Source organism: Chitinophaga sp. CCNWYY40 (genome assembly GCF_037483205.1).
In the GTDB taxonomy this organism is placed as follows: domain Bacteria; phylum Bacteroidota; class Bacteroidia; order Chitinophagales; family Chitinophagaceae; genus Chitinophaga; species Chitinophaga ginsengisegetis.
On sequence record NZ_JBBHLF010000005.1, the window covers coordinates 617,652 to 642,460 of the forward strand.

General features: G+C 46.7%; 24 protein-coding genes. 16 read left to right on the top strand and 8 right to left on the bottom strand.

Going from position 1 to position 24,809, the window contains the following annotated elements; genetic code table 11:
- The first annotated feature begins 8 nt into the window (after positions 1 to 8).
- From V7S65_RS21560 to V7S65_RS21610, 11 genes are all read left to right on the top strand, one after another.
- The gene (locus V7S65_RS21560; RefSeq protein ID WP_168771268.1) at positions 9 to 299 is read left to right on the top strand and encodes a cupin domain-containing protein; all 291 of its coding nucleotides are present in this window, start codon (positions 9 to 11) and stop codon (positions 297 to 299) included.
- A gap of 6 nt (positions 300 to 305) precedes the next feature.
- On the top strand, positions 306 to 464 hold the full coding sequence (ccoS, locus tag V7S65_RS21565; protein WP_079471545.1) for a cbb3-type cytochrome oxidase assembly protein CcoS: 159 nt from the start codon (positions 306 to 308) through the stop codon (positions 462 to 464).
- Positions 465 to 494: 30 nt separating this feature from the next.
- Positions 495 to 2,639 (top strand): cytochrome-c oxidase, cbb3-type subunit I, encoded by a 2,145-nt coding sequence (ccoN, locus tag V7S65_RS21570; protein WP_336387669.1) that lies wholly within the window; start codon positions 495 to 497, stop codon positions 2,637 to 2,639.
- An 11-nt stretch (positions 2,640 to 2,650) separates the two neighbouring features.
- Positions 2,651 to 2,830, top strand: coding sequence for a CcoQ/FixQ family Cbb3-type cytochrome c oxidase assembly chaperone (locus V7S65_RS21575; protein WP_111577181.1), 180 nt, complete (start codon positions 2,651 to 2,653; stop codon positions 2,828 to 2,830).
- Between the two features lie 10 nt (positions 2,831 to 2,840).
- A complete protein-coding gene (locus V7S65_RS21580) occupies positions 2,841 to 3,908 on the top strand; it encodes a cbb3-type cytochrome c oxidase N-terminal domain-containing protein (RefSeq protein ID WP_159454383.1) in 1,068 nt (355 codons plus the stop codon).
- Complete coding sequence (ccoG, locus tag V7S65_RS21585) at positions 3,877 to 5,304, top strand: cytochrome c oxidase accessory protein CcoG (protein ID WP_336387668.1); 1,428 nt, start codon at positions 3,877 to 3,879, stop codon at positions 5,302 to 5,304. The genes V7S65_RS21580 and ccoG overlap by 32 nt, the downstream gene beginning before the upstream one ends.
- Positions 5,305 to 5,341: 37 nt before the next feature.
- Complete coding sequence (locus V7S65_RS21590; protein WP_336387667.1) at positions 5,342 to 5,779, top strand: FixH family protein; 438 nt, start codon at positions 5,342 to 5,344, stop codon at positions 5,777 to 5,779.
- 38 nt (positions 5,780 to 5,817) lie between these two features.
- A complete protein-coding gene (locus tag V7S65_RS21595; RefSeq protein ID WP_336387666.1) occupies positions 5,818 to 6,546 on the top strand; it encodes a sulfite exporter TauE/SafE family protein in 729 nt (242 codons plus the stop codon).
- The gene (gene hemN, locus V7S65_RS21600) at positions 6,530 to 7,888 is read left to right on the top strand and encodes an oxygen-independent coproporphyrinogen III oxidase (protein ID WP_111577185.1); all 1,359 of its coding nucleotides are present in this window, start codon (positions 6,530 to 6,532) and stop codon (positions 7,886 to 7,888) included. The genes V7S65_RS21595 and hemN overlap by 17 nt, the downstream gene beginning before the upstream one ends.
- A 594-nt stretch (positions 7,889 to 8,482) precedes the next feature.
- Entirely contained in the window at positions 8,483 to 9,430 is a 948-nt protein-coding gene (locus V7S65_RS21605) for a UDP-3-O-(3-hydroxymyristoyl)glucosamine N-acyltransferase (RefSeq protein WP_111577186.1), read from the top strand.
- 67 nt (positions 9,431 to 9,497) lie between these two features.
- The gene (locus V7S65_RS21610) at positions 9,498 to 10,172 is read left to right on the top strand and encodes a hypothetical protein (RefSeq protein ID WP_111577187.1); all 675 of its coding nucleotides are present in this window, start codon (positions 9,498 to 9,500) and stop codon (positions 10,170 to 10,172) included.
- A 173-nt stretch (positions 10,173 to 10,345) separates the two neighbouring features.
- On the opposite strand, the gene V7S65_RS21615 is transcribed toward V7S65_RS21610, so the two are convergent.
- The 3 genes from V7S65_RS21615 to pheS form a co-directional block, all read right to left on the bottom strand.
- Positions 10,346 to 11,341 (bottom strand): NAD-dependent epimerase/dehydratase family protein, encoded by a 996-nt coding sequence (locus tag V7S65_RS21615; RefSeq protein WP_336387665.1) that lies wholly within the window; start codon positions 11,339 to 11,341, stop codon positions 10,346 to 10,348.
- A gap of 51 nt (positions 11,342 to 11,392) precedes the next feature.
- A complete protein-coding gene (locus V7S65_RS21620) occupies positions 11,393 to 12,244 on the bottom strand; it encodes a 3-hydroxyacyl-CoA dehydrogenase NAD-binding domain-containing protein (RefSeq protein WP_227024444.1) in 852 nt (283 codons plus the stop codon).
- A gap of 90 nt (positions 12,245 to 12,334) precedes the next feature.
- A complete protein-coding gene (gene pheS, locus V7S65_RS21625) occupies positions 12,335 to 13,363 on the bottom strand; it encodes a phenylalanine--tRNA ligase subunit alpha (protein ID WP_079471535.1) in 1,029 nt (342 codons plus the stop codon).
- 102 nt (positions 13,364 to 13,465) lie between these two features.
- Between pheS and V7S65_RS21630 the strand changes: the two genes are divergently transcribed.
- Positions 13,466 to 14,302, top strand: coding sequence for a sensor histidine kinase (locus tag V7S65_RS21630; RefSeq protein WP_336387664.1), 837 nt, complete (start codon positions 13,466 to 13,468; stop codon positions 14,300 to 14,302).
- Here the strand turns inward: V7S65_RS21630 and V7S65_RS21635 are convergent.
- Together V7S65_RS21635 and V7S65_RS21640 are read right to left on the bottom strand one after the other, a co-directional pair.
- Positions 14,299 to 14,985: a response regulator transcription factor gene (locus V7S65_RS21635; protein WP_079471533.1), complete on the bottom strand. Its 687-nt coding sequence runs from the start codon at positions 14,983 to 14,985 to the stop codon at positions 14,299 to 14,301. The two genes, V7S65_RS21630 and V7S65_RS21635, sit on opposite strands and share 4 nt — an antisense overlap.
- Positions 14,986 to 15,002: 17 nt before the next feature.
- Positions 15,003 to 16,442 carry a sensor histidine kinase gene (locus V7S65_RS21640; RefSeq protein ID WP_159454382.1) on the bottom strand — a complete coding sequence of 480 codons (1,440 nt, stop codon included), beginning with the start codon at positions 16,440 to 16,442 and terminating at the stop codon, positions 15,003 to 15,005.
- A 191-nt stretch (positions 16,443 to 16,633) separates the two neighbouring features.
- Here V7S65_RS21640 and V7S65_RS21645 point away from each other — a divergent pair, with 191 nt between their 5' ends.
- Positions 16,634 to 17,425 carry a GLPGLI family protein gene (locus tag V7S65_RS21645; protein ID WP_111577191.1) on the top strand — a complete coding sequence of 264 codons (792 nt, stop codon included), beginning with the start codon at positions 16,634 to 16,636 and terminating at the stop codon, positions 17,423 to 17,425.
- A gap of 43 nt (positions 17,426 to 17,468) precedes the next feature.
- Positions 17,469 to 20,336, top strand: coding sequence for a TonB-dependent receptor domain-containing protein (locus tag V7S65_RS21650; RefSeq protein WP_079471530.1), 2,868 nt, complete (start codon positions 17,469 to 17,471; stop codon positions 20,334 to 20,336).
- Positions 20,337 to 20,408: 72 nt separating this feature from the next.
- Here the strand turns inward: V7S65_RS21650 and V7S65_RS21655 are convergent, their stop codons facing one another.
- Positions 20,409 to 20,690 (bottom strand): hypothetical protein, encoded by a 282-nt coding sequence (locus V7S65_RS21655; RefSeq protein ID WP_079471529.1) that lies wholly within the window; start codon positions 20,688 to 20,690, stop codon positions 20,409 to 20,411.
- 240 nt (positions 20,691 to 20,930) lie between these two features.
- Here V7S65_RS21655 and V7S65_RS21660 point away from each other — a divergent pair, with 240 nt between their 5' ends.
- Positions 20,931 to 21,797, top strand: coding sequence for a hydroxypyruvate isomerase family protein (locus V7S65_RS21660; protein WP_336387663.1), 867 nt, complete (start codon positions 20,931 to 20,933; stop codon positions 21,795 to 21,797).
- Positions 21,798 to 21,855: 58 nt separating this feature from the next.
- Positions 21,856 to 23,310, top strand: coding sequence for an amino acid permease (locus V7S65_RS21665; RefSeq protein WP_079471527.1), 1,455 nt, complete (start codon positions 21,856 to 21,858; stop codon positions 23,308 to 23,310).
- Here V7S65_RS21665 and V7S65_RS21670 read toward each other — a convergent pair.
- Both V7S65_RS21670 and V7S65_RS21675 read right to left on the bottom strand, forming a co-directional pair.
- Positions 23,307 to 23,849, bottom strand: coding sequence for a GNAT family N-acetyltransferase (locus V7S65_RS21670; protein WP_079471526.1), 543 nt, complete (start codon positions 23,847 to 23,849; stop codon positions 23,307 to 23,309). The genes V7S65_RS21665 and V7S65_RS21670 overlap by 4 nt on opposite strands.
- A gap of 138 nt (positions 23,850 to 23,987) precedes the next feature.
- Positions 23,988 to 24,611 (bottom strand): hypothetical protein, encoded by a 624-nt coding sequence (locus V7S65_RS21675; protein WP_079471525.1) that lies wholly within the window; start codon positions 24,609 to 24,611, stop codon positions 23,988 to 23,990.
- Positions 24,612 to 24,809: the final 198 nt, after the last annotated feature.

The following is a 24,809-nucleotide window of genomic DNA, read 5'->3' on the forward strand; positions in this document are numbered from 1 at the left end:
CACCATCCATGAAAGGAATGAACGTAATGCAGGTAGCGGGAAATGAAAAAGTGAAGAGTTGTGCTATACTGAAAACCAAACGCTTTGATGCCACCCTGCTCATTATGCAGCAGGGACACCAGATTCCGCCGCATACATCGCCGGCCCAGGCCATGATCCTGATACTGGAAGGGAGAATTGCATTTATGCTGAACGACGAAGTTACCATCCTGGAATCCGGTGACGTTTTTTCCTTTGGCGCCAACGAAATACATGCGTTGCAGGCATTGGAAACAGCCCGGTTTATTCTCATAAAATAAATAGCCATGAGCGTTATCATCATTTTACTCGGTGTTAGTTTGCTGGTAGCCATAGGCTTCCTCGCCGCCTTTATCTGGTCTGTAAAAAACGGGCAGTTTGAAGATGATTTTTCACCGGCACACCGCATCCTCTTTGAAGATAAACGGGATAACGTTAACGAATAAACGCATTTATCAACACCTTTAAATACCACTATGTCACTCGAAAAATTTTATTACGACAACCGCACGGTGAAATGGTTTGCCTACGCTTGTGTGTTCTGGGGGCTGATAGGCATGCTGGCCGGGTTATGGGCAGCGCTGGAACTGGTGCTCCCCGGCCTTAACGCTGGATTTGCCCCTATTACCTTTGGCCGGTTAAGACCCGTACATACCAACGCCGTTATTTTTGCATTTGTGGGCAATGGTATTTTCATGGGGGTATATTATTCCCTGCAACGGCTTTGTAAAGCCCGTATGTTCAGCGATCTGCTGAGTAAAATACATTTCTGGGGCTGGCAGGCTATCATCGCCGGAGGCGCCCTCACCCTCTTCCTGGGCTACTCCACCGGTAAAGAATATGCAGAGCTGGAATGGCCGTTTGATATTGCCATTACCCTCATCTGGGTAGTGTTTGGCGCCAATATGCTGGGCACTATCCTCCGCAGGCGCGAATCACATTTATACGTAGCCATCTGGTTCTACATTGGCACCTGGGTAGCCATTGCCATGTTACATATTATTAACTCTTTCGAATTCCCTTTATCCCTGTTCAAAAGTTACAGTTGGTATGCGGGCGTACAGGATGCGCTGGTACAGTGGTGGTATGGACATAATGCGGTAGCGTTTTTTCTCACTACGCCTTACCTGGGGCTGATGTACTATTTTGTACCTAAAGCCGCCAACAGACCGGTGTATTCCTATCGCTGGTCCATTATCCATTTCTGGTCGCTGATATTTATTTATATCTGGGCCGGCCCGCATCACCTGCTGTACACCGCTTTGCCTGAATGGGCGCAATCGCTGGGAACAGCATTCAGTATTATGCTTATTGCTCCTTCCTGGGGAGGTATGCTCAACGGCCTGCTTACCCTGCGCGGCGCCTGGGACCGGGTAAGGGAAGATGCGATCCTTAAATTTTTTGTGGTAGCGCTGACCTGTTATGGCATGGCCACTTTTGAAGGACCGATGCTGTCACTGAAAAATGTAAATGCCATCAGCCACTATACCGACTGGACCATTGCGCACGTTCACGTAGGAGCGCTGGGCTGGAACGGCTTCCTTACTTTCGGCATCCTTTACTGGATGATCCCACGCATTTTTGGCACCCAACTTTTTTCCCGCAAATGGGCGAATACCCACTTCTGGATCGGCACACTGGGCATTATCTTTTATGTAATTCCTCTTTACTGGGCCGCCTTTACGCAGAGCATGATGTGGAAACAGTTTACGGAAGAAGGACAACTGAAGTACCAGTTCATGGAAACAGTTACCACTATCGTTCCTATGTATGCGCTGCGTGCAGTGGGCGGTATGTTATACATCAGCGGCCTGGTACTGATGATTGTTAACCTTACCAAAACAATCCGCAAGGGGGTGTTTATTCCCAACGAAGCAGCGGAAGCGCCTGCGTTACCAAAAGAAATTGTTACACACGGTAAAGCACACTGGCATAACTGGATAGAACGCCGTCCTATACAACTGGTGGTATTCAGCCTGGTTGTGGTAGCCATTGGCGGCCTGCTGGAAATGATGCCTACCTTCCTGATCCGCAGTAATATTCCTACTATCAGCAGTGTAAAGCCATATACTCCGCTGGAACTGCACGGACGTGATATTTACCTGAGAGAAGGTTGCTATAACTGTCACTCACAAATGATCCGTCCTTTCCGGGATGAAGTGGCCCGCTACGGCGAATACTCTAAAGCCGGGGAATTTGTATACGATCATCCGTTTCAGTGGGGATCCAAACGTACCGGTCCGGATCTGGCCCGCATCGGTGGCAAGTATCCGGACTCCTGGCACTTTAATCACATGCTGGATCCTACCTCCATGACGCCGGGTTCCATTATGCCAGCATATCCGTGGCTGTTCGAAGAAAGAGTGGATAAAGGTAAAACACCGGCCATGATCAATGTAATGCGGAAGCTGGGTGTACCCTATGCGGCAGGTTACGAACAACAGGCCATTGCCGATATGGAGAAACAGGCACAGGGCATTGCAGCATCCCTGCAAAAGGATAAGCTGCCCATCAAAGCAGACCGTGAAATTATTGCATTAATAGCCTACCTGCAAAGGATGGGAAAAGATATTAAATCCGCTCCCAAATCTGCACCGGTAGCCGATAACGCTGAATTTTAAAACGCAATCTCATGAAGTTCATTAATTACCTGGGATCTATAGCCGGCATCAGTGTTTACCCGATGGCATCGCTGCTGTTGTTTACCACTTTTTTTGTGGTGGCCTCACTATGGGCTTTTAAAGCCGATAAGAAAATGGTGGATCATATCAGCCGTATTCCTTTAGATAATGACGACACAAATGCCCAATAAAAGAAAAACAATGAATAAGCAGTTTATACAACTACTTGCCGGCAGTTTATTATGCAGTATCCCCGCCTTTGCGGATGGTGGAGCAAAGGCGCCTTCAGAATTATCTGACCCGGTAGCCCTGGTATTACTGGTAGTAGCAGGAGGATTATTACTGGCCATCGGCATCCTGGCCAATGCAGTACTGGGCGCTATGGATATTTTCAGGGAGAAGATGAAGAAAGATGCCGGTAAAGCTTTACTGGTTGGTGGTATTGTTATGCTGACACTCATGAGCAACAGCGCTTTTGCACAAGAGGCTACCACTACTGCCAGCACTTATTTTACAAGGCTGTCGCAAACCTCTTTCTACCTGTTAATATCCGTTATTATACTGGAGCTGGCGGTAATCATCAGTCTTTTATTCCTGCTGCGCTACCTGGTAGGCATCAAAAGAAAACGTAAACCGGCGAAAGCAGTGGCGCCTGGTAAACCCAGGGTGTCGTGGCTGGAAAAAATCAATAAAACCCGGACGATAGATGCAGTGGCAGAAGCAGAAGAAGACATGGGCCATGATTTTGATGGCATCCATGAACTCAATAATCCTACACCTCCCTGGTGGAAATGGGGATATGTATTTACCGTTTGCTTTGCCATCGTATATTTCTGGCGTACAGAAGTTTCCCACTCTGCGCCCAGCCAGCTGGAAGAACTGGCGGTGGCAGAAGAAAAAGCAGCCATTGCCAAACAGGAATACCTGAAAAAAGCAGCCAACAACATCGATGAAAACAATGTAACCATGCTTACCGATCCGGCTGATATAGCTGCAGGGCAAAAGATATTTGTTTCCAGCTGTGCGCCTTGTCATGGCCCTCAGGGACAAGGTGTGGTAGGCCCCAACCTTACCGACGATTACTGGTTGCACGGCGGCAAACTCAATGATGTGTTTAAAACAATTAAATACGGCGTGGCAGATAAAGGAATGAAATCCTGGCAGGAAGATTTTTCGCCCAAACAACTGGCGCAGATAGCCTGCTATATCAAAACCTTACACGGCACTAATCCGCCGAATGCCAAAGAACCACAGGGACAGAAAGAATAAAGCAGCCATTATGACCAACAGCACATTCAGAGATACAATAGCTACCGTTGACGGGCAAGGCAAACGCAACTGGATTTATGCAAAGCAACCAAAAGGCCGCTGGTATAATATCCGGAGTTGGGTGAGCCTCCTGTATTTTAGTGTTTTTTTCAGCCTGCCGTTTATTTCAATAAATGGCAGGCCCTTGTTTATGCTGAATGTGGTGGAGGGGAAGTTTATACTTTTTGGCGCCATCTTCTGGCCGCAGGACTTCTTCATTTTCGGACTGGCAATGCTGGCGTTCATTCTTTTTATAGTAGTGTTTACAATGGCCTTCGGAAGGCTTTTCTGCGGATGGATGTGTCCACAAACCATTTTTATGGAGCTGCTGTTCCGCCGGCTGGAATACTGGATAGAAGGAGATGCGGCGGCGCAAAAAATGTTGCAGCAGTCGCCCTGGAACACCAATAAAATTGTCCGGAAAACAGGCAAGCACCTTGCCTTCTATGCACTGTCTTTTCTCATTGCCAATATATTCCTGGCCTATATCATCGGGGCCAAAGCGCTGGGCAGGATTATCACCGAACCCCTGTCTGCTCATACCGGTGGCTTTATTGCCATCATCGTGTTTTCAGGGGTGTTTTATGGCGTATTTGCCTTTATGAGGGAGCAGATCTGCACGATTGTATGCCCGTATGGCCGTTTACAGGGGGTATTGCTGGACAGGAACTCCATTTTGGTGGCTTATGATTATGAAAGGGGAGAACCCCGTGGAAAGTTCCGTAAAGACGATTCCCGGGCACATGGCGACTGTATCGACTGCATGCAGTGCGTAAAGGTATGTCCTACGGGGATAGATATACGGAACGGCACCCAGCTGGAGTGTGTAAACTGCACGGCCTGTATTGATGCCTGCGATTTTATGATGGAACAAACCGGCCGGCCGAAAGGACTGATCCGGTATGCTTCCGAAAACGGCATCGCCAGCAAACAAAAGCTGCGCTTTACACCCCGGCTCAAAGTATACTCTTCAGTACTGGTGGTACTACTCACTGCCATCGGCTTTATGCTGGGCAGCCGGAAACCGGTAAGCGGCACTATTATGCGCACAGCAGGTATGTTGTACCAGGAAAGAGGTGCCGATAGTTTGTCGAACCTGTACCGTATTAAACTCCTCAATAAAACCGGCCGGGATATTCCACTCGGGTTGAAACTGGAAGATGAAAGCGGCGTGGTATCCATGATAGGCAATGCCGTGATCCATGTAAAGGCCGAAGGACAGGGAGAAGGTACTTTCTTTATTGTATTGCCAAAAACAGCTGTACACCAGCGTAAGTCAACTTTATATATCGGGCTGTATGAGCACAACGAAAGAATTACCCGTTTACGCACCACGTTTCTAGGACCGGTGCAATAAACAGGACAGGGCGTTCACATCTTAAAAAATTATTACCATGAACTGGGGACATAAGATCATCATAGTGTTTGTAATATTCGCCGGCGGCATTTTAACGCTGGTTACCAAAAGCATGCGTACCAGGGTTGATATGGTAACGCCTGATTACTACGGCGAGGAATTAAAATACCAGCAGGTAATTGATGGAAAAGAAAATGCCGGGAAATTATCCGCTCCTGTTGCTGTATCCCAGGAAGATACCGCTGTGCTGATCTCTGTTCCAGTTGAGCTGCGGAACAAACAAATCACCGGTAAAGTAACCTTTTACCGGCCTTCCGATTCAGGCAAAGATATATTCATGCCGCTTCAACCCGACCAATCAGGCAGGCAGTTGGTTAGCCGGCAGCTATTCATCAGGGGACAGTATAAAGTGAAGATAGCATGGACCATGAACGACCAGCCATATTACCAGGAACAACTGGTAAATATTAATTGAGGATAGTTATTTAAAAAATTACAAAAGATATACGCATTATGATCGCTTCATTTATACTGGGGTTTGTGGGCAGCTTTCACTGCATAGGAATGTGTGGTCCTATTGCATTAACGTTGCCCGTACAACATCTTAACGGTAGCCGGAAGCTAGCGGGCATCCTGTTATACAACGCCGGCCGCATCAGTGTCTATGCCATTCTCGGATTAGTTTTTGGCTGGCTGGGCAGACAGTTATACCTGGGCGGTTTACAGCAATGGTTATCGATTATCATCGGCAGCTTACTGCTTGTGTTGGTAATATTGAAATACACCGGCATAAGATTAACAAAAGGCAGGCATCTCCCGGATATTTTCACTTCAAAAATAAAATCCCGGCTGGGTAACCTGTTACGGCAACAGCGCTTCCATACTTTATATGCCATTGGCTTTCTGAACGGACTCCTTCCATGCGGGCTCGTATACCTCGGTATTGCCGGTGCAGTTGCCTCCGGCGATGTGCTGAAAGGCATGTTGTTCATGGCTGCCTTTGGTGCAGGTACTTTACCTGCTATGGCCGGTGTTAGCTATTTCAGTCACCTCATCAGCATACCGGTACGTAACCGGATGCGCAGCATGATACCGGTTGCAATCAGTATCATGGGTGTGTTGCTGATCCTCCGTGGGCTCAACCTGGGCATTCCTTACATCAGCCCGGTGATGACGCCCCATAGTGAACATGTTGTTGAAAATTGTTGTCATAAACCATCAAATCATGAGCCTCATCAGTAAATATAACGTGGCCGCACCGCGGTACACCAGTTACCCTACTGTTCCTTATTGGGAAGAGCAAACTTTTCATCCGGAGAAGTGGAAGGCGCTGTTGAAGAAATCATTCCTGGAGTCGAATGGTAAAGACGGGATCAGTATATACATTCACCTGCCTTTCTGTGAAAGTATGTGTACGTATTGTGGCTGTAATAAACACATCACGGTTAATCATGGAGTAGAGGGCCCTTATATTGAAACCCTGCTGAAGGAGTGGCAGCTGTATGTGGATACCTTCGGCGGGCGCCCCCGTATCCGGGAAATACATCTCGGCGGAGGCACGCCTACCTTTTTCAGTGCAGCGCACCTGGCCATGTTGCTGAATGGTATTTACCGCACTGCCGAGCTGCTGCCTGATGCCAGTTTAAGTTTCGAAGGTCATCCCGGCAATACCACACCGGAACATCTTCAGTCGTTGTACAACCTCGGCTTCCGCAGGATCAGTTTAGGTATACAGGACTTTGATATGCGGGTGCAGGAAATCATCAACCGCTTACAACCTTTTGGAATGGTGGCATCCGTAGTAGAGAACGCCAGGAAGATTGGATTTACCTCCATCAACTTTGACCTGATCTATGGCTTACCGTTGCAAACGCTTACAAGTATGCAGCATACAATTGATAAGGTTGTCCGGTTACGCCCCGACAGGATCTCTTTTTACAGTTATGCACATGTGCCCTGGATAAAAGGAACCGGTCAGCGTCGTTATACAGAAGCCGATCTGCCAAAGGATGAAGAGAAACGGCAGTTGTATGAACTGGGTAAGTTATTGTTCGACAGTAATGGTTATACAGAGATTGGTATGGATCATTTTGCACTGCCGGAAGAGGCGTTGCACAAAGCTTTCCAACAAGGGCGGTTGCACCGGAACTTCATGGGTTATACAGATTCTCCCACATCGCTGCTGGTTGGCATGGGAGCATCTTCCATTGGCGACAGCTGGTATGCTTATGCACAAAATGAGAAGAAGGTGGATGCTTACCAGGAACTGGTGAACAAAGGTGAGTTTCCGGTGGTGCGCGGTCATATACTGAACGAAGAAGACGGACTACTGCGGAAGCACATTCATGAGCTGATGTGTCATTTTGAAACTACCTGGCACAAGGCAGATACACAGTGTGATGCGATCATTGATGGCCTGCAGCGATTGCAGGAGCTGGAGAGGGATGGGTTGGTGCAGGTACTGCCTCAGAAGGTGGTGGTTACGCCTGAAGGAAGACCATTTATCCGCAACATCTGCATGGCTTTTGATGCAAGGCTGTGGCGACAAGTACCACATTCACAATTGTTTAGCAGCGCTATATAAAGTCTTTTGTTTTTTGTGTTCCACACAATTAAACTGATTAAGCTGATTACATGGATTTACTTTTTTGATTTTACGGATACGCGCAGAAGGCAGGCAAAAATAAAATTCATGTAATCAGCGTAATCAGTTTATCCCGGACAGGAGATTTTTTTTGCTTTTTGGGGCAGAAAAACCCAAAAATTGAAAAAACGGGGGTGTTGCCCGGGTTATGCATTTACCGGGAAATGGGGATGAAAAAAAGGAAGGTGTAGTGATGAATTTTAGTGAGATAAAAATGCGATCTGCTGTAACGCTTTATTCATGCGGGTTTCAGAGGCAATAAAAAAAGTCTGACCGTTGGAACAATCAGACTTTCTTGTTATGTGAATGGGTTAGTAAGTACAGGGAAACAAAATTCCCTACACAATATTAAAAAGAATTTCATCACAAAAGAAAAAATTTACAAAAAATTTTATTCACACTACTAAAATAATTGTGGATAACAGCAGATTGAAACTTTCTGATCGTCGTTATCATGCCTTCATATTTTGATTGTTGCAATCGCCGATTTACTACCTTTGTTGCTCTTAAACATTATTCAATAATTCAGAGTATATGAAGTTCGAAGCACCTGTTGCAGTAACGGAAATAGCAGCATATATAGGCGCAGAGCTGGTTGGCAACAGCCAACTGATGGCCACTGGCATCAATGAAATACATAAGGTTACACCGGGAGATATTTCCTTTGTTGACTTTGAGAAATACTATAACGCCAGTCTGCAATCGGCAGCAACAATCATTATCATTAACAAAAAGGTAGATTGTCCGGAAGGCAAGGCAATTCTGGTGCTGGACGACCCCTTCAGTGCATATGTAAAACTGGTTAAAAGATTCAGGCCATTTGAGGCGGCAACCAAAGCCATCAGCGATAGTGCCGTGATAGGAGAAGGCACTGTTATTCAACCCAACGTATTCATTGGCAATCATGTGCGCATTGGCCGCAACTGTCTCATTCATCCCAACGTAACGATTTATGACTACTGTGAAATCGGAGACAACGTAATTATCCACGCAGGAACAGTACTCGGATCGGATGCTTTTTACTTTAAGAAAAGAGCAGAGCGCGAAGTGATGTATGATAAACTGGAGAGTTGCGGAAGAGTGATCATTGAGAGTGATGTGGAACTGGGCGCCGGCTGTACCATCGACAAAGGCGTAAGTGGCGACACCATCATAGGCCGCGGCACCAAACTGGATAACATGATCCATATTGGTCATGGTACCGTTATCGGTAGAAATTGCCTCATTGCTGCACAGGCAGGCATCGCCGGCAAAGCCAAAATCGAAGACAATGTGATCCTCTGGGGACAGGTAGGCGTGAATAAAGATCTCACCATCGGAAAAGGCGCCGTTGTACTCGCACAAAGCGGGGTGCCTGCTTCCCTCGAAGGTGGTAAAACATACTTTGGCTCCCCGGTAGAAGAAGCCAGGACAAAAAAGAAAGAACTTGCCTGGATCAAACGCATCCCCGAAATGTGGGAGAAACTGAAAGAAACCAGGTAATCATCCAACGGCGGGAAGCAGCATCACTACTTCCCGCCGTTTCAGCATATTCAAAACCACCCGCTTCATGAAGTATTTGTTTGCCGCCTTACTCCCCCTGCTGCTGCTCTGGAGTTGCAGCACTACCAAGCCCGCTGCCGTTAAATCATCCCTATACACCAACGACCAGGAATGGCCGGTGAAGGTGAAAGACGGCTGGCTTACCGCTAAAACCATTTCTTTTGGCCTTTATTCCACTACTTCCCGTAAAAACGGGGTAGCGGAAGCTACCTTCATCAAAGACCCGAAAAACGCCTTTAATTTTTATCTGAACGGCAATGAGGAACACCTGTTGATACAAACCATGAACACTACGGCAATTGTGTTTTCCAACCGCGATTTACCGTCTTATTTAAGTAGTTTGCCGGCAGCTACGGACCTTCGCTATGCCTTGATCAACGGCACGAAGAATGAGCCGTTAAAACGCTGGGAAATGATCATTAAAAGCCCTCATTACCTGGAGCTGAATGAAAACAAACCGGCAGGCGTATTAAGGTCTACGGATACAGATATACGCATTACCGCCAATAACCGGTTCGGCAAGGTGAATTCCTACGAAAATGTGTGCTACGAATTTCAATACCGCGGGCAACCTGTGGCGGCAGTAATACCGGGCGAAAAACCACGGGTATGGATGAGCAGGGAAGTGTCTCCTGAAATCTCCAAAACACTGGCAGCAGCTATAGCGGCGTTCCTGTTTTGAGTGGAACAAGGATGTTATCTTACTCAGGATTAAACTGATTTTACTGATTTAGGGATTTTACTTTTTGGGATTTTATAAATGATTTGGGGAGATCTAAGCGGGTATATTCGCTTAGATCTCCCCAAATCATTTATAATCAAAAGTGATCAAATCCCTAAATCAGTAAAATCAGTTTAATCCTGAGAAAGACCAACTCCCCGTTCCCGGAGATAGGCGGCGGAAATATTCCGGATGGTTTCTTCCAGTGGCCGGAACTGAAACCCCGGTAAAGCCTTTAAGATCTTGTTGTTTTCGTAATATACTTTGAGCTGGGCAGTACGGGCCGTTTCTTTGGTGATGAGCGGATGTTTGCCGGTAAACATCGCCTTTACCTTTTCAAGGCGCCACACCGCTTCGGCCATCCAGGGCTTTGCCGCAATATGCGGCGGCTTCTTACCAAGCGCCTGCGCCATAGTGGTAAATAACTGCAGATAACTCCAGTTATCTGCTGCCAGGATAAACCGCTCCTCGTTGATATCGCTGTCCATTAACCGTATCATGACAGCTACCACATCCTCCACATCTACAAATCCATTTACACCCTGTGTGTAATAGGGAAATTCTTTCCAGGCATTTTTGATCAGGGAGCCGGAGCCTTCATCCCAGAAGCCCGCACCCAGGATAATGGCAGGGTTCACAATCACAGCATCCAGTCCTTCCGCAATACCTCTCCATACTTCCATTTCTCCCTGGAACTTACTGATGCTGTAACGGGAATTATTTTTACTGTCTTCCCATTCACATTCCTCATTTACGGCAGCACCAGGCTTTGCCCTACCGATAGCAGCTACTGAGCTTACATACAGGAGCTTTTTAACGCCTGCATCCAGTGCCATATTCACCACGTTGGCAGTGCCTTCGGCGTTAATTTTCAGCAGGCGGTCTTTGTCAGCTGCCTGGAAAGAAACGACTGCAGCACAGTGATATACCTGTGTTACATCCGTCATGGCATCTTCCAGTGCGCACACGTCCAGGATGTCGCCTGGTACCCATTCTATTTTATCGGAAATATCCTGCAACCGGGGAGAAGGTTGTTTACGGTACAATGCCCTCACAGGTTTCCCTGCGGCAACCAATGCCCGGATTAAATGACTACCCAAAAACCCTGTACCGCCGGTGACTAAAATCATGAAGACTAAAATTCTTTTTTCTGAAAGAGGTTCAAAAATAACTAAAACCTGTTATTGTTCGTACCTGTAAAAACCCAATCCTGTTTTACGTCCCAGCTTACCTTCCTTCACCCGCTGTTCCTGCAGTACATTAGGTTTAAAGCGGGGCGCCTGCTCAAAAGCATCGTACAGCGATTGCGTTACCGCCAGGTTGATATCGTTACCTATCAGGTCCATTAATGCAAAAGGACCCATTTTAAACCCGGCTGCTTCCAGCAGCTGGTCGATGGTACTGAAGTCTGCCTGACCCTGTTCTGCAATATGCATGGCCTCCAGGTAATAATGCCTGGCCACCCTGTTCACAATAAAACCGGGAGAATCTTTTACCCTTACCGGCACTTTACCCATCTTCTCTGCCAGTTCATAGATGGTATCTGCTACTTCCGGAGCGGTTTCCTTTCCGCTTACCACTTCCACCAGTTTCATCAGGTGTGCAGGATTAAAGAAGTGCATGCCCACCACCCTCGACGGATGAACGCTGACAGCCGAAGCTATTTCAGAAACAGAAAGGGAAGAAGTGTTGGAAGCAAAAATGGTTTCCGCGGTATTGATAGCGGCCAGCTGGTTAAAGAGTGCTGTTTTGGCGGTTATTCTTTCTACAATAGCCTCTATGATCACATCGGCTACACAATCTTCGATAGCTGCGGTAAAACGGATCCGCTGCAGGATGCTGTCTTTATCTGCAGGGGTCAGTTTCCCTTTTTCCACGGCTACCGTCAGGCTCTTCTCAATCTGTGCTTTCGCCCTGTCCAGGCCGTCCTGCTGAATATCAAACAACAAAGTAGTAAATCCGCTGTAGGCTGCTATTTGTGCTATTCCGGCACCCATAGTGCCTGCGCCGCATACGGCAATAGTTTGAATCACTTTTTGAGGTTTTTCATCCGGTTATTACATAAATGCAGCGGAATATTCCGCTGCATTTATGTAATAACCAAATAGCCTGGTAATAAATATTTACACTGCTCCTTCAAATTGTTCCAGGAAACGGGTATCGTTTTCAGAGAACAGGCGCAGATCTTTAATCTGGTATTTCAGCATGGTAATACGTTCTATTCCCATCCCGAAGGCAAAGCCGGAATATTTTTCCGGGTCGATGCCACAGTTGGCCAGTACTTTTGGATGTACCATTCCGCAACCGAGTATTTCCACCCAGCCGGTTTGCTTACATACATTACAGCCGGTACCTCCGCAAATGAAGCATACGATGTCCATTTCCGCGCTGGGTTCTGTAAACGGGAAATAGGAGGGACGGAAACGGATGCCTATATTTTCGCCAAACATTTCCTGGACAAAGTGATACAGCGTTTGTTTGAGGTCTGCGAAAGAAACGTTTTCGTCGATGTACAATCCTTCTACCTGGTGGAAGAAGCAATGCGCACGGGCGGAAATGGTTTCATTACGGTATACTCTTCCCGGGCTGATGATGCGGATAGGCAGTTTGCCTTCTTCCATCACCCTTACCTGGGCGGAGGAAGTTTGGGTACGCAGCAGCCAATCCGGATTTTTGCTGATAAAGAAGGTATCCTGCATATCACGGGCCGGATGATTTTCCGGTAAGTTCAATGCTGTAAAGTTGTGCCAGTCGTCTTCAATTTCCGGCCCTTCGGCAATGGTAAAGCCCAGGCGCTCAAAAATGCGGATGATCTTATTCCTTACCAGGCTGATAGGGTGCCTGGTACCTAACCGGTGAGGGGCGGCAGGCAACGTATAATCTATATCGCCGGCATCTGCGCCACCAGCATCTTTCAGGTCACTGAACTGCTCGTAGCGGGATTCCGCGAGTTGTTTAAATTCGTTTAATATCTGCCCGAATTCTTTCTTACGGTCATTCGGTACCTGTTTCATCTCCCCGAAAAGAGCTTTCACGATACCTTTTGTACCCAGGAATTTTATGCGGTACTGTTCCAGATCCGCTGCGCCGGCAGGCGTAAAAGCCGCTATTTCTTCTTTGTAGGCTGCTATTTGCTGTACTAACTGTTCCATAAACAACAAAGATAAGCGTTTAGGCGTAAACTGAAGAGGTTTACCCCTTGCTCCTTTTTTGCCGGAAATGACGTATATTTTCATGAGCAAATCGAGGGGGTTATGCCTGTCACTATACACACTGTTATGCTGATACTGGCTGCAGCCGGCACCGCCATTCTTTTTCTCCTTTGTCTGCATTACCGTTCCCGTTACCTTCTTTTCAAAGGCAGTAGCGAAGCTATGATCCGGAATAGCCACCAACAGGAGGCTTCCCTGCTTCTTCTCCACAAGCAGCTCACCGAACTAAAACTGGTAAACCTGAAGTCACAGGTGAACCCACATTTCCAGTTTAATTGCCTCAACGGCATTTATACCGCCCTCATGACCGGGGAAACGGCGCTGGCACAGGAATATATTTCACGCTTCGCCGGCCTGCTCCGGAAGGTGTTAATGCTGGCCGATAAGAATTTCATCCCTTTACAGGAAGAAACCGACCTGCTGGAGCTTTACCTGAAACTGGAACAATTACGCACCAATAACGGGTTTGAGTATACGCTCTATACCGATCCCCAGATCTCTCCATCGGCCTTATATGTGCCCTGTATGCTGGTACAACCCTTTGTGGAAAACGCCATCTGGCATGGCCTCATGCATAAGAGCACAAACCGGCTGCTGCAGATCCAGTGGATGCAGCTGGCGCCGAACCTGTATGCCTGCGAAGTAACAGACAACGGCATTGGAAGGGTACAGGCCCTGCAATATCATCACGACGGGCTGAAAAGCAACAACCATCACTCCCGCGGCATGGAAATATGCATGGAAAGGGCCACCCTTTACCGAACCATGTACCATAAACAATTTAATATTGAAATCTCCGACCTGCCCGGAGTGGAGAATACGGTAGAGGGCACCCGTGTGTATATTACCTTTGAATCCGACCCGGCCATGAGCCGCTAAAAAATCAGTTTGTAACCCACTCCCCGGATGTTTACAATCTGTACGCGGGAATCATCTTTCAGGTACCTGCGGAGTTTCGTGATAAATACGTCCATACTGCGGGCATTAAAAAAATTATCATCTCCCCAAAGGTCCAGTAGTACAGCCTTACGCTCCATTACCTCATTTTTGTTATCGTATAACCGGCGTAAAATGGCCGCCTCGCGGTGCGACAGGAACTCGATGGAATTATTACGGGCAAGGGTTTGTTTGGTATAGTTAAAAATATACTGGCCAATGGTTACAGCGCCTTCTTCCATTTCACGGGTGCCGGGGTTATCGCCGAAACGTTTCAGCAGGGCCGTAATACGCACTATCAGCTCGTCCATGCTGAACGGCTTTTTCAGGTAGTCGTTTCCGCCCAGTTCAAAGCCTTTCACCACATCGGCCGTCTGGGATTTGGCGGTCAGGAAAATGATAGGAGTGAATTTATCCTGCTTGCGGATCTCTGCGGTCACCGAAAAGCCATCCATGTTGGGCATCATGATGTCCAGCACCACTACATCGGGATGTTCCTGCTGGTATATACGCAGCCCTTCTTTGCCATCGGCGGCATACAACATTTCAAATCCCCGCATTTCAAGGCTGTCTTTCACAATTTGTCCGAGCTGCACTTCATCTTCTATCAATAATACTTTGGGCATAAATCTCTTTTATATGGTTAAGCAGAAGGGATGATAATGGTAAATTCGCTGCCTTTATCCGGTTCACTTTGCACCTGTATGGCGCCGCCATGCATCTCCACTATTTTCCGCACGTAACTTAATCCCAGGCCAAATCCTTTTACATTATGCAGGTTGCCGGTAGGCACCCTGAAAAACTTATCAAAGATGCTGCCCTGGTATACCTTCGGAATGCCGATGCCATTATCTTTTACCCGGATCTTTAAGATACCGTTTTCCAGGCTGGTTTGCAGATATAATTGCACGTGTTCGCCGGAATACTTAATAGCATTATCCACCAGGTTGTTAATAGCGCTGGCCAGGTGCGTTTTATCAACAAACACGGTTTTGCCGGCCAGGTTATTATCATAACGTAGCTGTAGCTGTTTTCCTGCTTTAAGCTGGTGGTTGGAAAGGATGTTATCAATCACTTCATTCAGGTCTGTTTCTTCCCTGAATAATTCAATATCTTCTTTTTCTTCGGCAGCAATATGCAGTACTTTTTCCACGAGGTCTGATAAGCGCTGCAATTCATTTTTTGATATATCGAGATACGTTTGTGTTTTACGCTGATCGTTCAGAGCATTGAAATTCTGCAATGCCTCTACCGCTGCAGACACTGTTGCAATAGGCGTTTTCAGCTCATGCGTCATGTTATTGATAAAATCATTCTTTACTTCCGACAGCTTCTTTTGCTTAAGAATTGTTCTGAGCATATACATAAAGCTGAGGGTAGTAAGCACCAGTAATACCAGTGAGCTGAGCAGGGTCCAGATCATCTTCTGTAAAATAAACTGCAGGGGAGAATCGAAGCTGGCCTGTACGAATAAGTTGCTGGCAGGGTTAAAAGGAATTTTAGCCGTTTGCCTGGGTTCTCTCCGGCGGATGCTGTCCCTGAATGTTTCCCTTTCAAAGCCGCTGTAGTTCAGATGGAAGGTATCCAGTTCATAAGGCGTGGCTATCTGGCGGTTGGCCAGCTCCACTTTGAATACCGAATCCAGTTTTTTAAGATTGGTGCTATCGTCGTGTAAGTTGCTGGTAATGAGGAACTCAGAAATCTGCCTGGCCAGTGTATCCACATATATCCTGTTGGGTGAGTCGCCCGGGAAGGCAGTTGTCCTGGGCTGCCCCGGGTAGCGATCGTAATGCTGCCCCTTGAAGCGCCTGCCTTTAGGCATACCTATTTCTTCCAGCTGATCTGCAAGTCCGCGCATGGGTAGCTTCAGCGAGTCTTTATCTTTCCCGAAATAACGGATATAGCGGCGTACATCAGAAAACTGCTTATTGAACACGGCCATCCGCAGCGATTCGTTGATCTCTTTATTGAACTGTTCCTCTCTTAATTTGTATGAATTGTACAGCCAGTACCCCTGGAACAGAAATATGCCCAGGATACAGACAGACATGAGGATGAGAATATTTCTGATTCTTTGTCGCATGAAAGATTTTAAGATCCTTACAAAACTATCCATTCCACAGGGAAAACAAGACAATCCCTTAACAGTAATTAACAGTAAATAAGGAAGATTAACGCTTACAGACAGCCCTTAACAGTAAATAACAGTAAATAAAGCTTTTTAACCCAAAAAATGAAAGCGAAGATTCACATTTGCTGTAAAATCAATCAGGTATGAACCGAACTATCCGTTTATTCATCGCAGCAGCTACGCTGCTATCTGCTACCAGCCCTGTATTTGCACAGCAATCAGGAGTAATAGAATATGAAGTAACCGCCAAAACAGACCCCGAACGCATGCGCGGATTCCAGCGTGGTGGCGACGATGCTCCCGAAATTCCGGATGTCATCACCTTCAAACAGGTATTTACTTTCAGCAACAACCTCGGCAAACTCACTACAGAACGCCCTGAAGGCGGTGGCTTCGGCGGCAGAAGACAACGCCCCGAAGGAGATACCAGCACCCGTAATCCACGCAGACAAGGCCCCGGTGGCATGGGTATGGGCATGATGGGACGGGGAGGTAACGCACAGTATGTAGACCTGGCCAATAAGAAGTATGAACAGGTATTCAGCACCTTCGGCGATGATAAGAAAACTTATTATACAGAAGAAGATTTCATCTTTACCGCTAATAACAAGTCGTCCGACAAAACCAAAAAGATTGCAGGATACAACTGTAAAAAGGCCACCATACAGCTGAAGGACGATACCTACACCGTTTGGTATACCACCGATTTACCTTTCAGTTTCTCGCCGGTGAACGGATTATTGCCCGACAGCAACGCCGTAGTGCTTTCTGCTGAAGGCAGCAAACGCGCATTCACCGCAAAAAGCGTTAGCCTGAAAGCCGTAACAGATACGGATCTTAGCATTCCTGCCGGTGCAGAAAAAGTAACGCAGGAACAGATGAGAGAAATCAGGAAACAGGAAATGGAGAAATTACGTAAGCGGCAACAACAATAAATAAATTTCATCCTAACTTTCCCCTTTCCTGTTAAATTCATTTATGAAGAAACTTATACAACTCTTGCTGATACTGGGTTTGGGCATTATACATGCCCAGGCTCAGGCTCAACAAGGAAAGATTAAAGGCCAACTGACTGACTCTACCTCCAGGGATGCCATGCCCGCTGCCACGGTAGTGCTACTGAACGCAAAAGACTCCAGCGTTGCTACCACCACCATGACAGACAACAAAGGCAACTTTGAACTAACCAACATCGCCGATGGCGCATACCGCCTGTACGTAAGCTTCCTGGGCTATAAACCCATCAATAAATCAATACAGATTAACCAGGACCATAAAGAATTATCTCTCGGCAACATCCCAATGGTGCTCAAAGGAGTAAATCTGAATGCCGTGGAAATACTGGACGAGAAGCCACCCATTGTTGTTAAAAAAGATACCCTTGAATTTAATGCCGATGCATTTAAAACCCGTGAAAATGCAGTGGTAGAAGACCTTTTGAAGAAGCTACCCGGTGTTACTGTAGATAAAGATGGCGCTATTACCGCACAGGGAGAAACTGTTACCCGTGTACTGGTAGATGGTAAACCGTTTTTCGGCAACGATCCCAAACTCGCCACCAAAAACCTTCCGGCCAATATTATTGATAAAGTACAGCTGATAGACAGAAAATCAGACCAGGCACAGTTCACACAAATCGACGACGGGCAAACAGAAAAAACAATCAACATCACCATTAAGAAAGATAAAAAGAAAGGATTGTTTGGCCGCGCTACCGCAGGCTATGGCACCAACGATCGCTATGGCGTATCCCTCAGCTTAAACCGCTTCAGGGAAAACCAGCAGATGTCGTTGCTCGGCGGCGGTAATAACGTAAACAATATGGGCTATACCCAACAGGATGCGATGAGCTTCAGTTCTGCCGGTGGTGGAAGAGGCGGTGGTGGCCGCGGCGGCGGACGTGGTATGCAACAGCTCATGGGCGGCGGTAACAACAGCGGTATCACCCGCAACTGGAACACCGGTCTCAACTTCAACCAGGACTTCAGTAAAAACCTGATCGTTAACGGCAGCTATTTTTTTAATGATACCAAAAATAATATAGAACAAAAAACGGCAAAGCAAACATTCAGTACAGATAAACAAGGCAATGCCACCACCAACTACGATAACACCAATTCCACCTCCCAAACAGACAACAGCAACAACCGCTTTTCTGCAAGGGTGGAATATACAATCGACTCCTTTCATTCACTGATTTTTTCACCAACGTATTCCCTTACAAACGGCAACAGCTATAGTGTTACAGACAACCTGTCGCTGAACACCAACAAGGATACATTGAACAGGGGACTCACCTACAACGATGGCCAGGGCCACAATGAAAATTATGGTGGTACCCTGTTATTCCGCAAACGGTTCAAAAAAGCAGGCCGTACACTGAGCCTTAACTTTAGCTACAACAACAGTGATAATGATCAGGAGAACTACGTAAAGTCAAGTATCAATTACGTTTCTGCCGACAGTGTTGTTAACTTTAATCAGCGCAATCAAATAAATACCAATAGCCGTAATGAAGGTGTAAACCTTACCTACACAGAACCGTTGGGAAGGGACCGTTTCCTGGAAGCAAATTATGGCATCACGAAATACAACAGCAACAGTACCAAATACACCTACGATTATGATGATGCGAAAGGAGAGTACAATATCATGAACGACTCGCTGAGCAATTCTTTTACCAACAGTACATTGAACCAGCAGGCCGGCTTTGCCATACGCACCAACAAGCTGAAATATGATTACTCCATAGGATTAAATGTGCTGTTTAATAACCTGGAGAATAACACGTATTCATTCCTTACCGGGAAAGATAGTCTGATCACACAAAACACGGTCAACTTCTCTCCGCAGGCATCTTTTAACTATACCTTTTCCAAAAACAAACGGTTACACATAAACTACAACGGGAATACACAGCAGCCATCTGTACAACAGCTGGCGCCTGTGCCGGACAACAGTAACCCGCTGTATATCCAGCTGGGTAATCCGGACCTGAAACCATCTTTCACCAATAACCTCAGCGTTAATTACAACTCGTTTAACAACATCACCTTCCGGGGTATGTTTGCACGGTTGAACGGCGGTTATACCGTGAATAAAATTATCAATGCTACTACCCTTGATCCTGAAACAGGCAAGCAAACTGTGAGGCCGGTAAACGTAAATGGCAACTACAATATTTCCGGTATGGTGCACAACTCCATTCCTTTATCTAAAACGCCCGGACAAAACCTGAACACAGGAACTTCCGTGAGTTATAATAAAGATGTAATTGTGAGCAATGGCATTAACAGCAGTACCAATTCATTGCAGTTGTCGCAATCCGCCAACGTAAGCTATATGTACAAGGAGCTGTTTGATGTTTCACTGGGCGGCAGCGTTAATTTCAATGCCACCAACTATTCACAGGCCAGCGCAGGCGCCAATGATACCCGCTACCTGGATTACAACATTAACACCGACTTCAACATCAATCTGCCGCTGGGATTCATGATAGGCAGCGATATTACCTGTACCATGAACCGTGGCCGTCAGGCGGGGTATAACCTTACCTCTACCATGTGGAACGCCAACGTTTCAAAGTATGTATTCCCGAAAAAACAGGGGATGATCAAGATCCAGGGATTTGATCTGCTGAGGCAATATATCAGTGTATCCCGCACCGTGGCAGATAACTACATCCAGGATGTGCAGAGCAATGTGTTACAGCAGTACTTTATGGTGAGCTTCACCTACTTCCTGAATAAGTTTGGAGGTAATACCGGTAAGGGAGAAAGAGGCAACCGTATGATGGGTTTCCCTCCGGGAGGCGGCCGTGGCGGAATGCGACCAAGAGGCTTCTGAGTTAACCATTTATAGAAAAGGGCATTATTAATCTCTGTTGATTAATAATGCCCTTGTTATTTTAAGAATAATTCAGATCGACACCGTTCTTCTGGGGGCCCTTACCCGCTTCAATACCCAGGCGAGGGTAAAGGTGGGAATAAAATCGGTGCCTGGAAATAACTCTTCCATAAAGTTAAAAACACTACCGAAAGTACCAATAGTGCCGCCAAACATACGGTAGAAAATGATGGCAGAAATCGGGGCCCAGATAAAGTCACTGACGTCTCCTAATACCGGAACTGCGTAACTGGCGCATCCTAACAGGTCCATCAGGATGCAGATCCATAAACTGGGAGTATATTTTTTTTCCATATCAACCTCCGCTTTTCAATACTTAAACAAATTACTTACCAAAGTCTAAACTAACTGCAAGTTACTATATAAACGTGGGATGAGCGCGGTTGGATCTACGGGAAAAATAAAATCCGTATTTCCACGCTCTTTTCCTCCCAAAAAAGGCGGCGGGAGCTTGTAAGTAAACATAATTTCGCCTACATTGATGGCAGTTTTAAAGCAAACCTTTTTATGCATCAGGAAAACTCTCGCCGCGATATGATTAAGAAAGTGGCCACAATGGCCTTCGCGTCCACCGCGCTATCATCCCTCTCAACCAGGGTAGCTGCACACGATCTGGCAGTAGGTGAAAAACTAAAAGGCAAAATTAACCACTCGGTATGCGCCTGGTGTTACAATATCCCACTGGATAAACTGTGTAAGGCCGCAAAAAAAATAGGCATTCATTCCATCGACCTCGTTGATCCGAAAGACTTCGACATTCTGAAGAAGAATGACATGATCACCGCTATGGTAGCCAGTAACGGTCCCGATTGGAATATTGGCAAAGGGTTCAACACCGTTGCCCACCACGATAAACTGGAAGAGTATTTTAAGCATTATATAGATGAAACAGCAAAAGCCGGTTTCACCAACCTGATCTGCTTTTCAGGCAACCGTAACGGCATGAGCGACCAGCAGGGCATTGAAAACTGCACCAAAGGTCTGCAACGCGTTATCGGTTATGCAGAAAAGAAGAAAGTAACGCTGGTTATGGAGCTGCTGAACAGCAAAGTAGATCACCACGACTACCAGTGCGATCATACTGCCTGGGGCGTAGAACTGTGTAAATCAGTGGGTTCTCCCAATTTTAAGCTGTTATACGACATTTACCACATGCAGATCATGGAAGGGGATGTAATCCGTAACATCCGCGACCACCACGAATATTTTGCGCATTACCATACCGGCGGAGTACCGGGCCGTCATGAAATTGATGAAACCCAGGAGCTGTACTACCCGGCTATTATGAAAGCGATCTACGAAACCGGCTTTAAAGGCCATGTGGCCCAGGAGTTTATTCCTGCCCATAAAGACCAGATCGCATCGCTCCGCCAGGCGATAGGAATCTGCGATCTGGCTTAAATTCATAAATATATCCTACTTTCGCGGACCAGTCTACTAAAACAGTAGGGTATACAACATGAATCAATCTTACAAAAAGCCTTTATCATGGCTGCTCAACGAGTCGGCCAGTGAAAGTAAAGATACCCTCAAACGCACGCTGAATGGCTTTCAGCTGCTGATGCTGGGCCTGGGTGTTATTATCGGTGCTGGGTTATTTTCCCTTACGGGACCCGCAGCCGGCAATAACGCCGGGCCGGCAGTTACGCTTTCCTTTATAGTGGCAGGTATTGGCTGTGCTTTTGCCGGTCTTTGCTATGCTGAATTTGCCTCCATGATCCCCGTGGCGGGGAGTGCATACACCTACGCCTATACGACGATGGGGGAGCGGCTTGCCTGGATCATCGGATGGGACCTGGTGCTTGAATTTTCCGTAGGAGCCGCCACAGTGGCCATTAGCTGGTCTAACTACCTGGTAGCCTTCCTTGCAGGATACAAAATTTACATTCCGGCGCAGTTTTCACACTCCCCGTTTGAAACCATAACCCTCGCAAACGGTGTCACCACCCACGGCTATTTCAATCTTCCTGCAGCATTGGTCATCATCCTCATGTCGGCTATCCTGATGCGCGGCACCAAAGGCTCGGCCATCTGGAACGCAGTAGTGGTATCGCTCAAAGTGGGCGTAGTGCTTGTTTTTATTGCCCTGGGCTGGAAGTACATACAACCGGCTAATCTCACTCCATATATTCCTAAAAACACAGGCACCTTTGGAGAATACGGCATATCCGGTATTCTGCGGGGAGCAGGGGTTATTTTCTTTGTATACCTCGGTTTTGATATTGTGAGCACCGCGGCGCAGGAAACTAAAAATCCGCGGCGCAATATGCCTATAGGCATCCTCGGATCGCTGGCTGTTTGCACGGTTCTTTTCATTCTTTTTTCTCATGTGCTCACCGGACTGGCGCCCTATAAAGAGTTTAAAAACAGTGCGGCGCCGGTGGCTATTGCCATTGCACACACGCCTTACAAATGGCTGGGGCAAATGATTATCCTGGCCATCATAGTAGGTTATACCTCCGTGATCCTGGTGGATCTCTGGGGACAATCGAGGGTATTTTACAGTATGGCTAAAGATGGGCTACTGCCAAAGATCTTTTCGGATGTTCATCCCCGTTACCGTACCCCCTGGAAATCGAATATCCTTTTCTGTGTGTTTGTAAGTTTGTTTGCGGCACTGGTACCGGTAAGGGTAGTAGGGGAGATGACCAGCATTGGTACCCTGCTGGCGTTTGTGATCGTATGCGCGGGGGTTTGGATCATGCGGTATTCTATGCCGGACGCACCGAGGGCATTTAAAACACCGTGGGTTCCCTTTGTACCGCTGATGGGCATTATCACCTGCGCGGTGATGATGGCGTTCCTTCCATGGGATACCTGGCTGCGTCTCATCGTATGGATGGCAATAGGTATGGCGATCTATGAATTTTACGGTAAGAAACACAGTAAAGTACGCAACCAGCTGAAAAGCTAATATTTCCAGTCCTGCCGCAACACGCCCATTACCACCATATCCACATACTGCCCATGCAGTTTGGCGCTGTGGCGAAGGGTTCCTTCTTTGGCAAATCCCAGTCTGATCGGGATTTGCCCGCTACGTTCGTTTTGCAGCACAAAGCGGATCTCTATTTTATTCAGGTGGAGTTTTTTGAAGGCAAAGGAAATGAGTCCTTTGCATGCAGCGGTGGCAATGCCTTTCCGCTGAAAATCTTCTCCTATCCAATACCCAATTTCTGCTTTCTGCAACTGGTGATCCCATCCATGAAGATCAATAACACCGCAAAACTCTTCTTTGTACCATACGCCCAGTGCGATGGCTTCCTGTTCTTCGGCTTTGCGTAACATCAGCTGTATAAAACGGAGGGAATGTTCTTCGTTGGTATTATAATCTACCCAGGGTAAAAATCTGCGCAGGCTTTTACGCGATACATCCAGTTGTTTATATACCAAAGGGGCATCCTGCACCTGTAGCTGCCGGAGGTATATGTCTTCATTAACGGTTACTTCGAACATAACTGGATTTAAAAGGGCGTTAAACTTACATCGATTTCCCGTAAAATCCAACCAGCTCGCAGTAAATAGCCGCTGACCTTTAGTTTTAGTGTACAAAAACTAAAAGCCCGCGGCTGTTTATTCTCTATTTATTACCGTTTACTGTTTTGCTAACAACTGTTGTTTAGCCATATCTTTTACTACCTGCTGGGCGTATAATACGGCCATTCTTTCCGTTGTTGGCGGGTCGAAAGACTGTGACTGTACGGAGTACAGCATTTGTCCGCTTTTCATATCATACAGGTTAGCTTCCCACTGATACTTGGTGTTGTAGGTATAGTATCCCGGTGCGTACATCCTGGACGACCACATAGAGTAATAAGGCCAGAAGCCATAGTAGCCGTAAGGTGAATAACTGGGAACAAAGTTTCTTTCCCTGCCTTTATCCAGCATTACAATGGTCATGATCTGGTTTACATCACTACCCTGTAATTGCTTCAACACCTGCTTTTCATTCATTTTAGCCATGTCGTTGGGGCCGTAGGTCTGGAGTGCAGATACGGCATTATATCCCTTTCTTCTCAGTTCCGATACGGTATAATTTTCCATCTGGCTGCGCAGGGTACGGTCTCTCTGAGGTACCAGCGCCATTACCATTATTTTGTTATCCTTTTGCAGTTGCTGTGCATCATTGGAACGCCAGGAAGACGTTACTTTGGTGCTTGAACAGGCTGCCATGACGATCATTGCAAATCCCGCCATGATAAGACCCAGCTTTTTCATATTCCCTCCTTTAGTTTAATTAGTTAGTTTGTACCTGTTAGACGTAGAACAAGACGATTTGTAACATGTACACGATAGTTTTAACAAATCTTTGAGACTTGTTAATGATTTGCTAATGAATGGTTTATGCACAATAAAAAAGTGTTTGCCCTGAAATGCTTAGCGGAGGTTGTCCTGGGACACTGATTACACTGATTT

Excerpts from the sequence above, each read along its gene's own strand:
- V7S65_RS21560 (WP_168771268.1), top strand. The coding sequence starts at position 9 with ATGAAAGGAATGAACGTAATGCAGGTAGCGGGAAATGAAAAAGTGAAG.
- ccoS (WP_079471545.1), top strand. The coding sequence starts at position 306 with ATGAGCGTTATCATCATTTTACTCGGTGTTAGTTTGCTGGTAGCCATA.
- ccoN (WP_336387669.1), top strand. The coding sequence starts at position 495 with ATGTCACTCGAAAAATTTTATTACGACAACCGCACGGTGAAATGGTTT.
- V7S65_RS21575 (WP_111577181.1), top strand. The coding sequence starts at position 2,651 with ATGAAGTTCATTAATTACCTGGGATCTATAGCCGGCATCAGTGTTTAC.
- V7S65_RS21580 (WP_159454383.1), top strand. The coding sequence starts at position 2,841 with ATGAATAAGCAGTTTATACAACTACTTGCCGGCAGTTTATTATGCAGT.
- ccoG (WP_336387668.1), top strand. The coding sequence starts at position 3,877 with ATGCCAAAGAACCACAGGGACAGAAAGAATAAAGCAGCCATTATGACC.
- V7S65_RS21590 (WP_336387667.1), top strand. The coding sequence starts at position 5,342 with ATGAACTGGGGACATAAGATCATCATAGTGTTTGTAATATTCGCCGGC.
- V7S65_RS21595 (WP_336387666.1), top strand. The coding sequence starts at position 5,818 with ATGATCGCTTCATTTATACTGGGGTTTGTGGGCAGCTTTCACTGCATA.
- hemN (WP_111577185.1), top strand. The coding sequence starts at position 6,530 with ATGAGCCTCATCAGTAAATATAACGTGGCCGCACCGCGGTACACCAGT.
- V7S65_RS21605 (WP_111577186.1), top strand. The coding sequence starts at position 8,483 with ATGAAGTTCGAAGCACCTGTTGCAGTAACGGAAATAGCAGCATATATA.
- V7S65_RS21610 (WP_111577187.1), top strand. The coding sequence starts at position 9,498 with ATGAAGTATTTGTTTGCCGCCTTACTCCCCCTGCTGCTGCTCTGGAGT.
- V7S65_RS21615 (WP_336387665.1), bottom strand. The coding sequence starts at position 11,341 with ATGATTTTAGTCACCGGCGGTACAGGGTTTTTGGGTAGTCATTTAATC.
- pheS (WP_079471535.1), bottom strand. The coding sequence starts at position 13,363 with ATGGAACAGTTAGTACAGCAAATAGCAGCCTACAAAGAAGAAATAGCG.
- V7S65_RS21630 (WP_336387664.1), top strand. The coding sequence starts at position 13,466 with ATGCCTGTCACTATACACACTGTTATGCTGATACTGGCTGCAGCCGGC.
- V7S65_RS21635 (WP_079471533.1), bottom strand. The coding sequence starts at position 14,985 with ATGCCCAAAGTATTATTGATAGAAGATGAAGTGCAGCTCGGACAAATT.
- V7S65_RS21640 (WP_159454382.1), bottom strand. The coding sequence starts at position 16,442 with ATGCGACAAAGAATCAGAAATATTCTCATCCTCATGTCTGTCTGTATC.
- V7S65_RS21645 (WP_111577191.1), top strand. The coding sequence starts at position 16,634 with ATGAACCGAACTATCCGTTTATTCATCGCAGCAGCTACGCTGCTATCT.
- V7S65_RS21650 (WP_079471530.1), top strand. The coding sequence starts at position 17,469 with ATGAAGAAACTTATACAACTCTTGCTGATACTGGGTTTGGGCATTATA.
- V7S65_RS21655 (WP_079471529.1), bottom strand. The coding sequence starts at position 20,690 with ATGGAAAAAAAATATACTCCCAGTTTATGGATCTGCATCCTGATGGAC.
- V7S65_RS21660 (WP_336387663.1), top strand. The coding sequence starts at position 20,931 with ATGATTAAGAAAGTGGCCACAATGGCCTTCGCGTCCACCGCGCTATCA.
- V7S65_RS21665 (WP_079471527.1), top strand. The coding sequence starts at position 21,856 with ATGAATCAATCTTACAAAAAGCCTTTATCATGGCTGCTCAACGAGTCG.
- V7S65_RS21670 (WP_079471526.1), bottom strand. The coding sequence starts at position 23,849 with ATGTTCGAAGTAACCGTTAATGAAGACATATACCTCCGGCAGCTACAG.
- V7S65_RS21675 (WP_079471525.1), bottom strand. The coding sequence starts at position 24,611 with ATGAAAAAGCTGGGTCTTATCATGGCGGGATTTGCAATGATCGTCATG.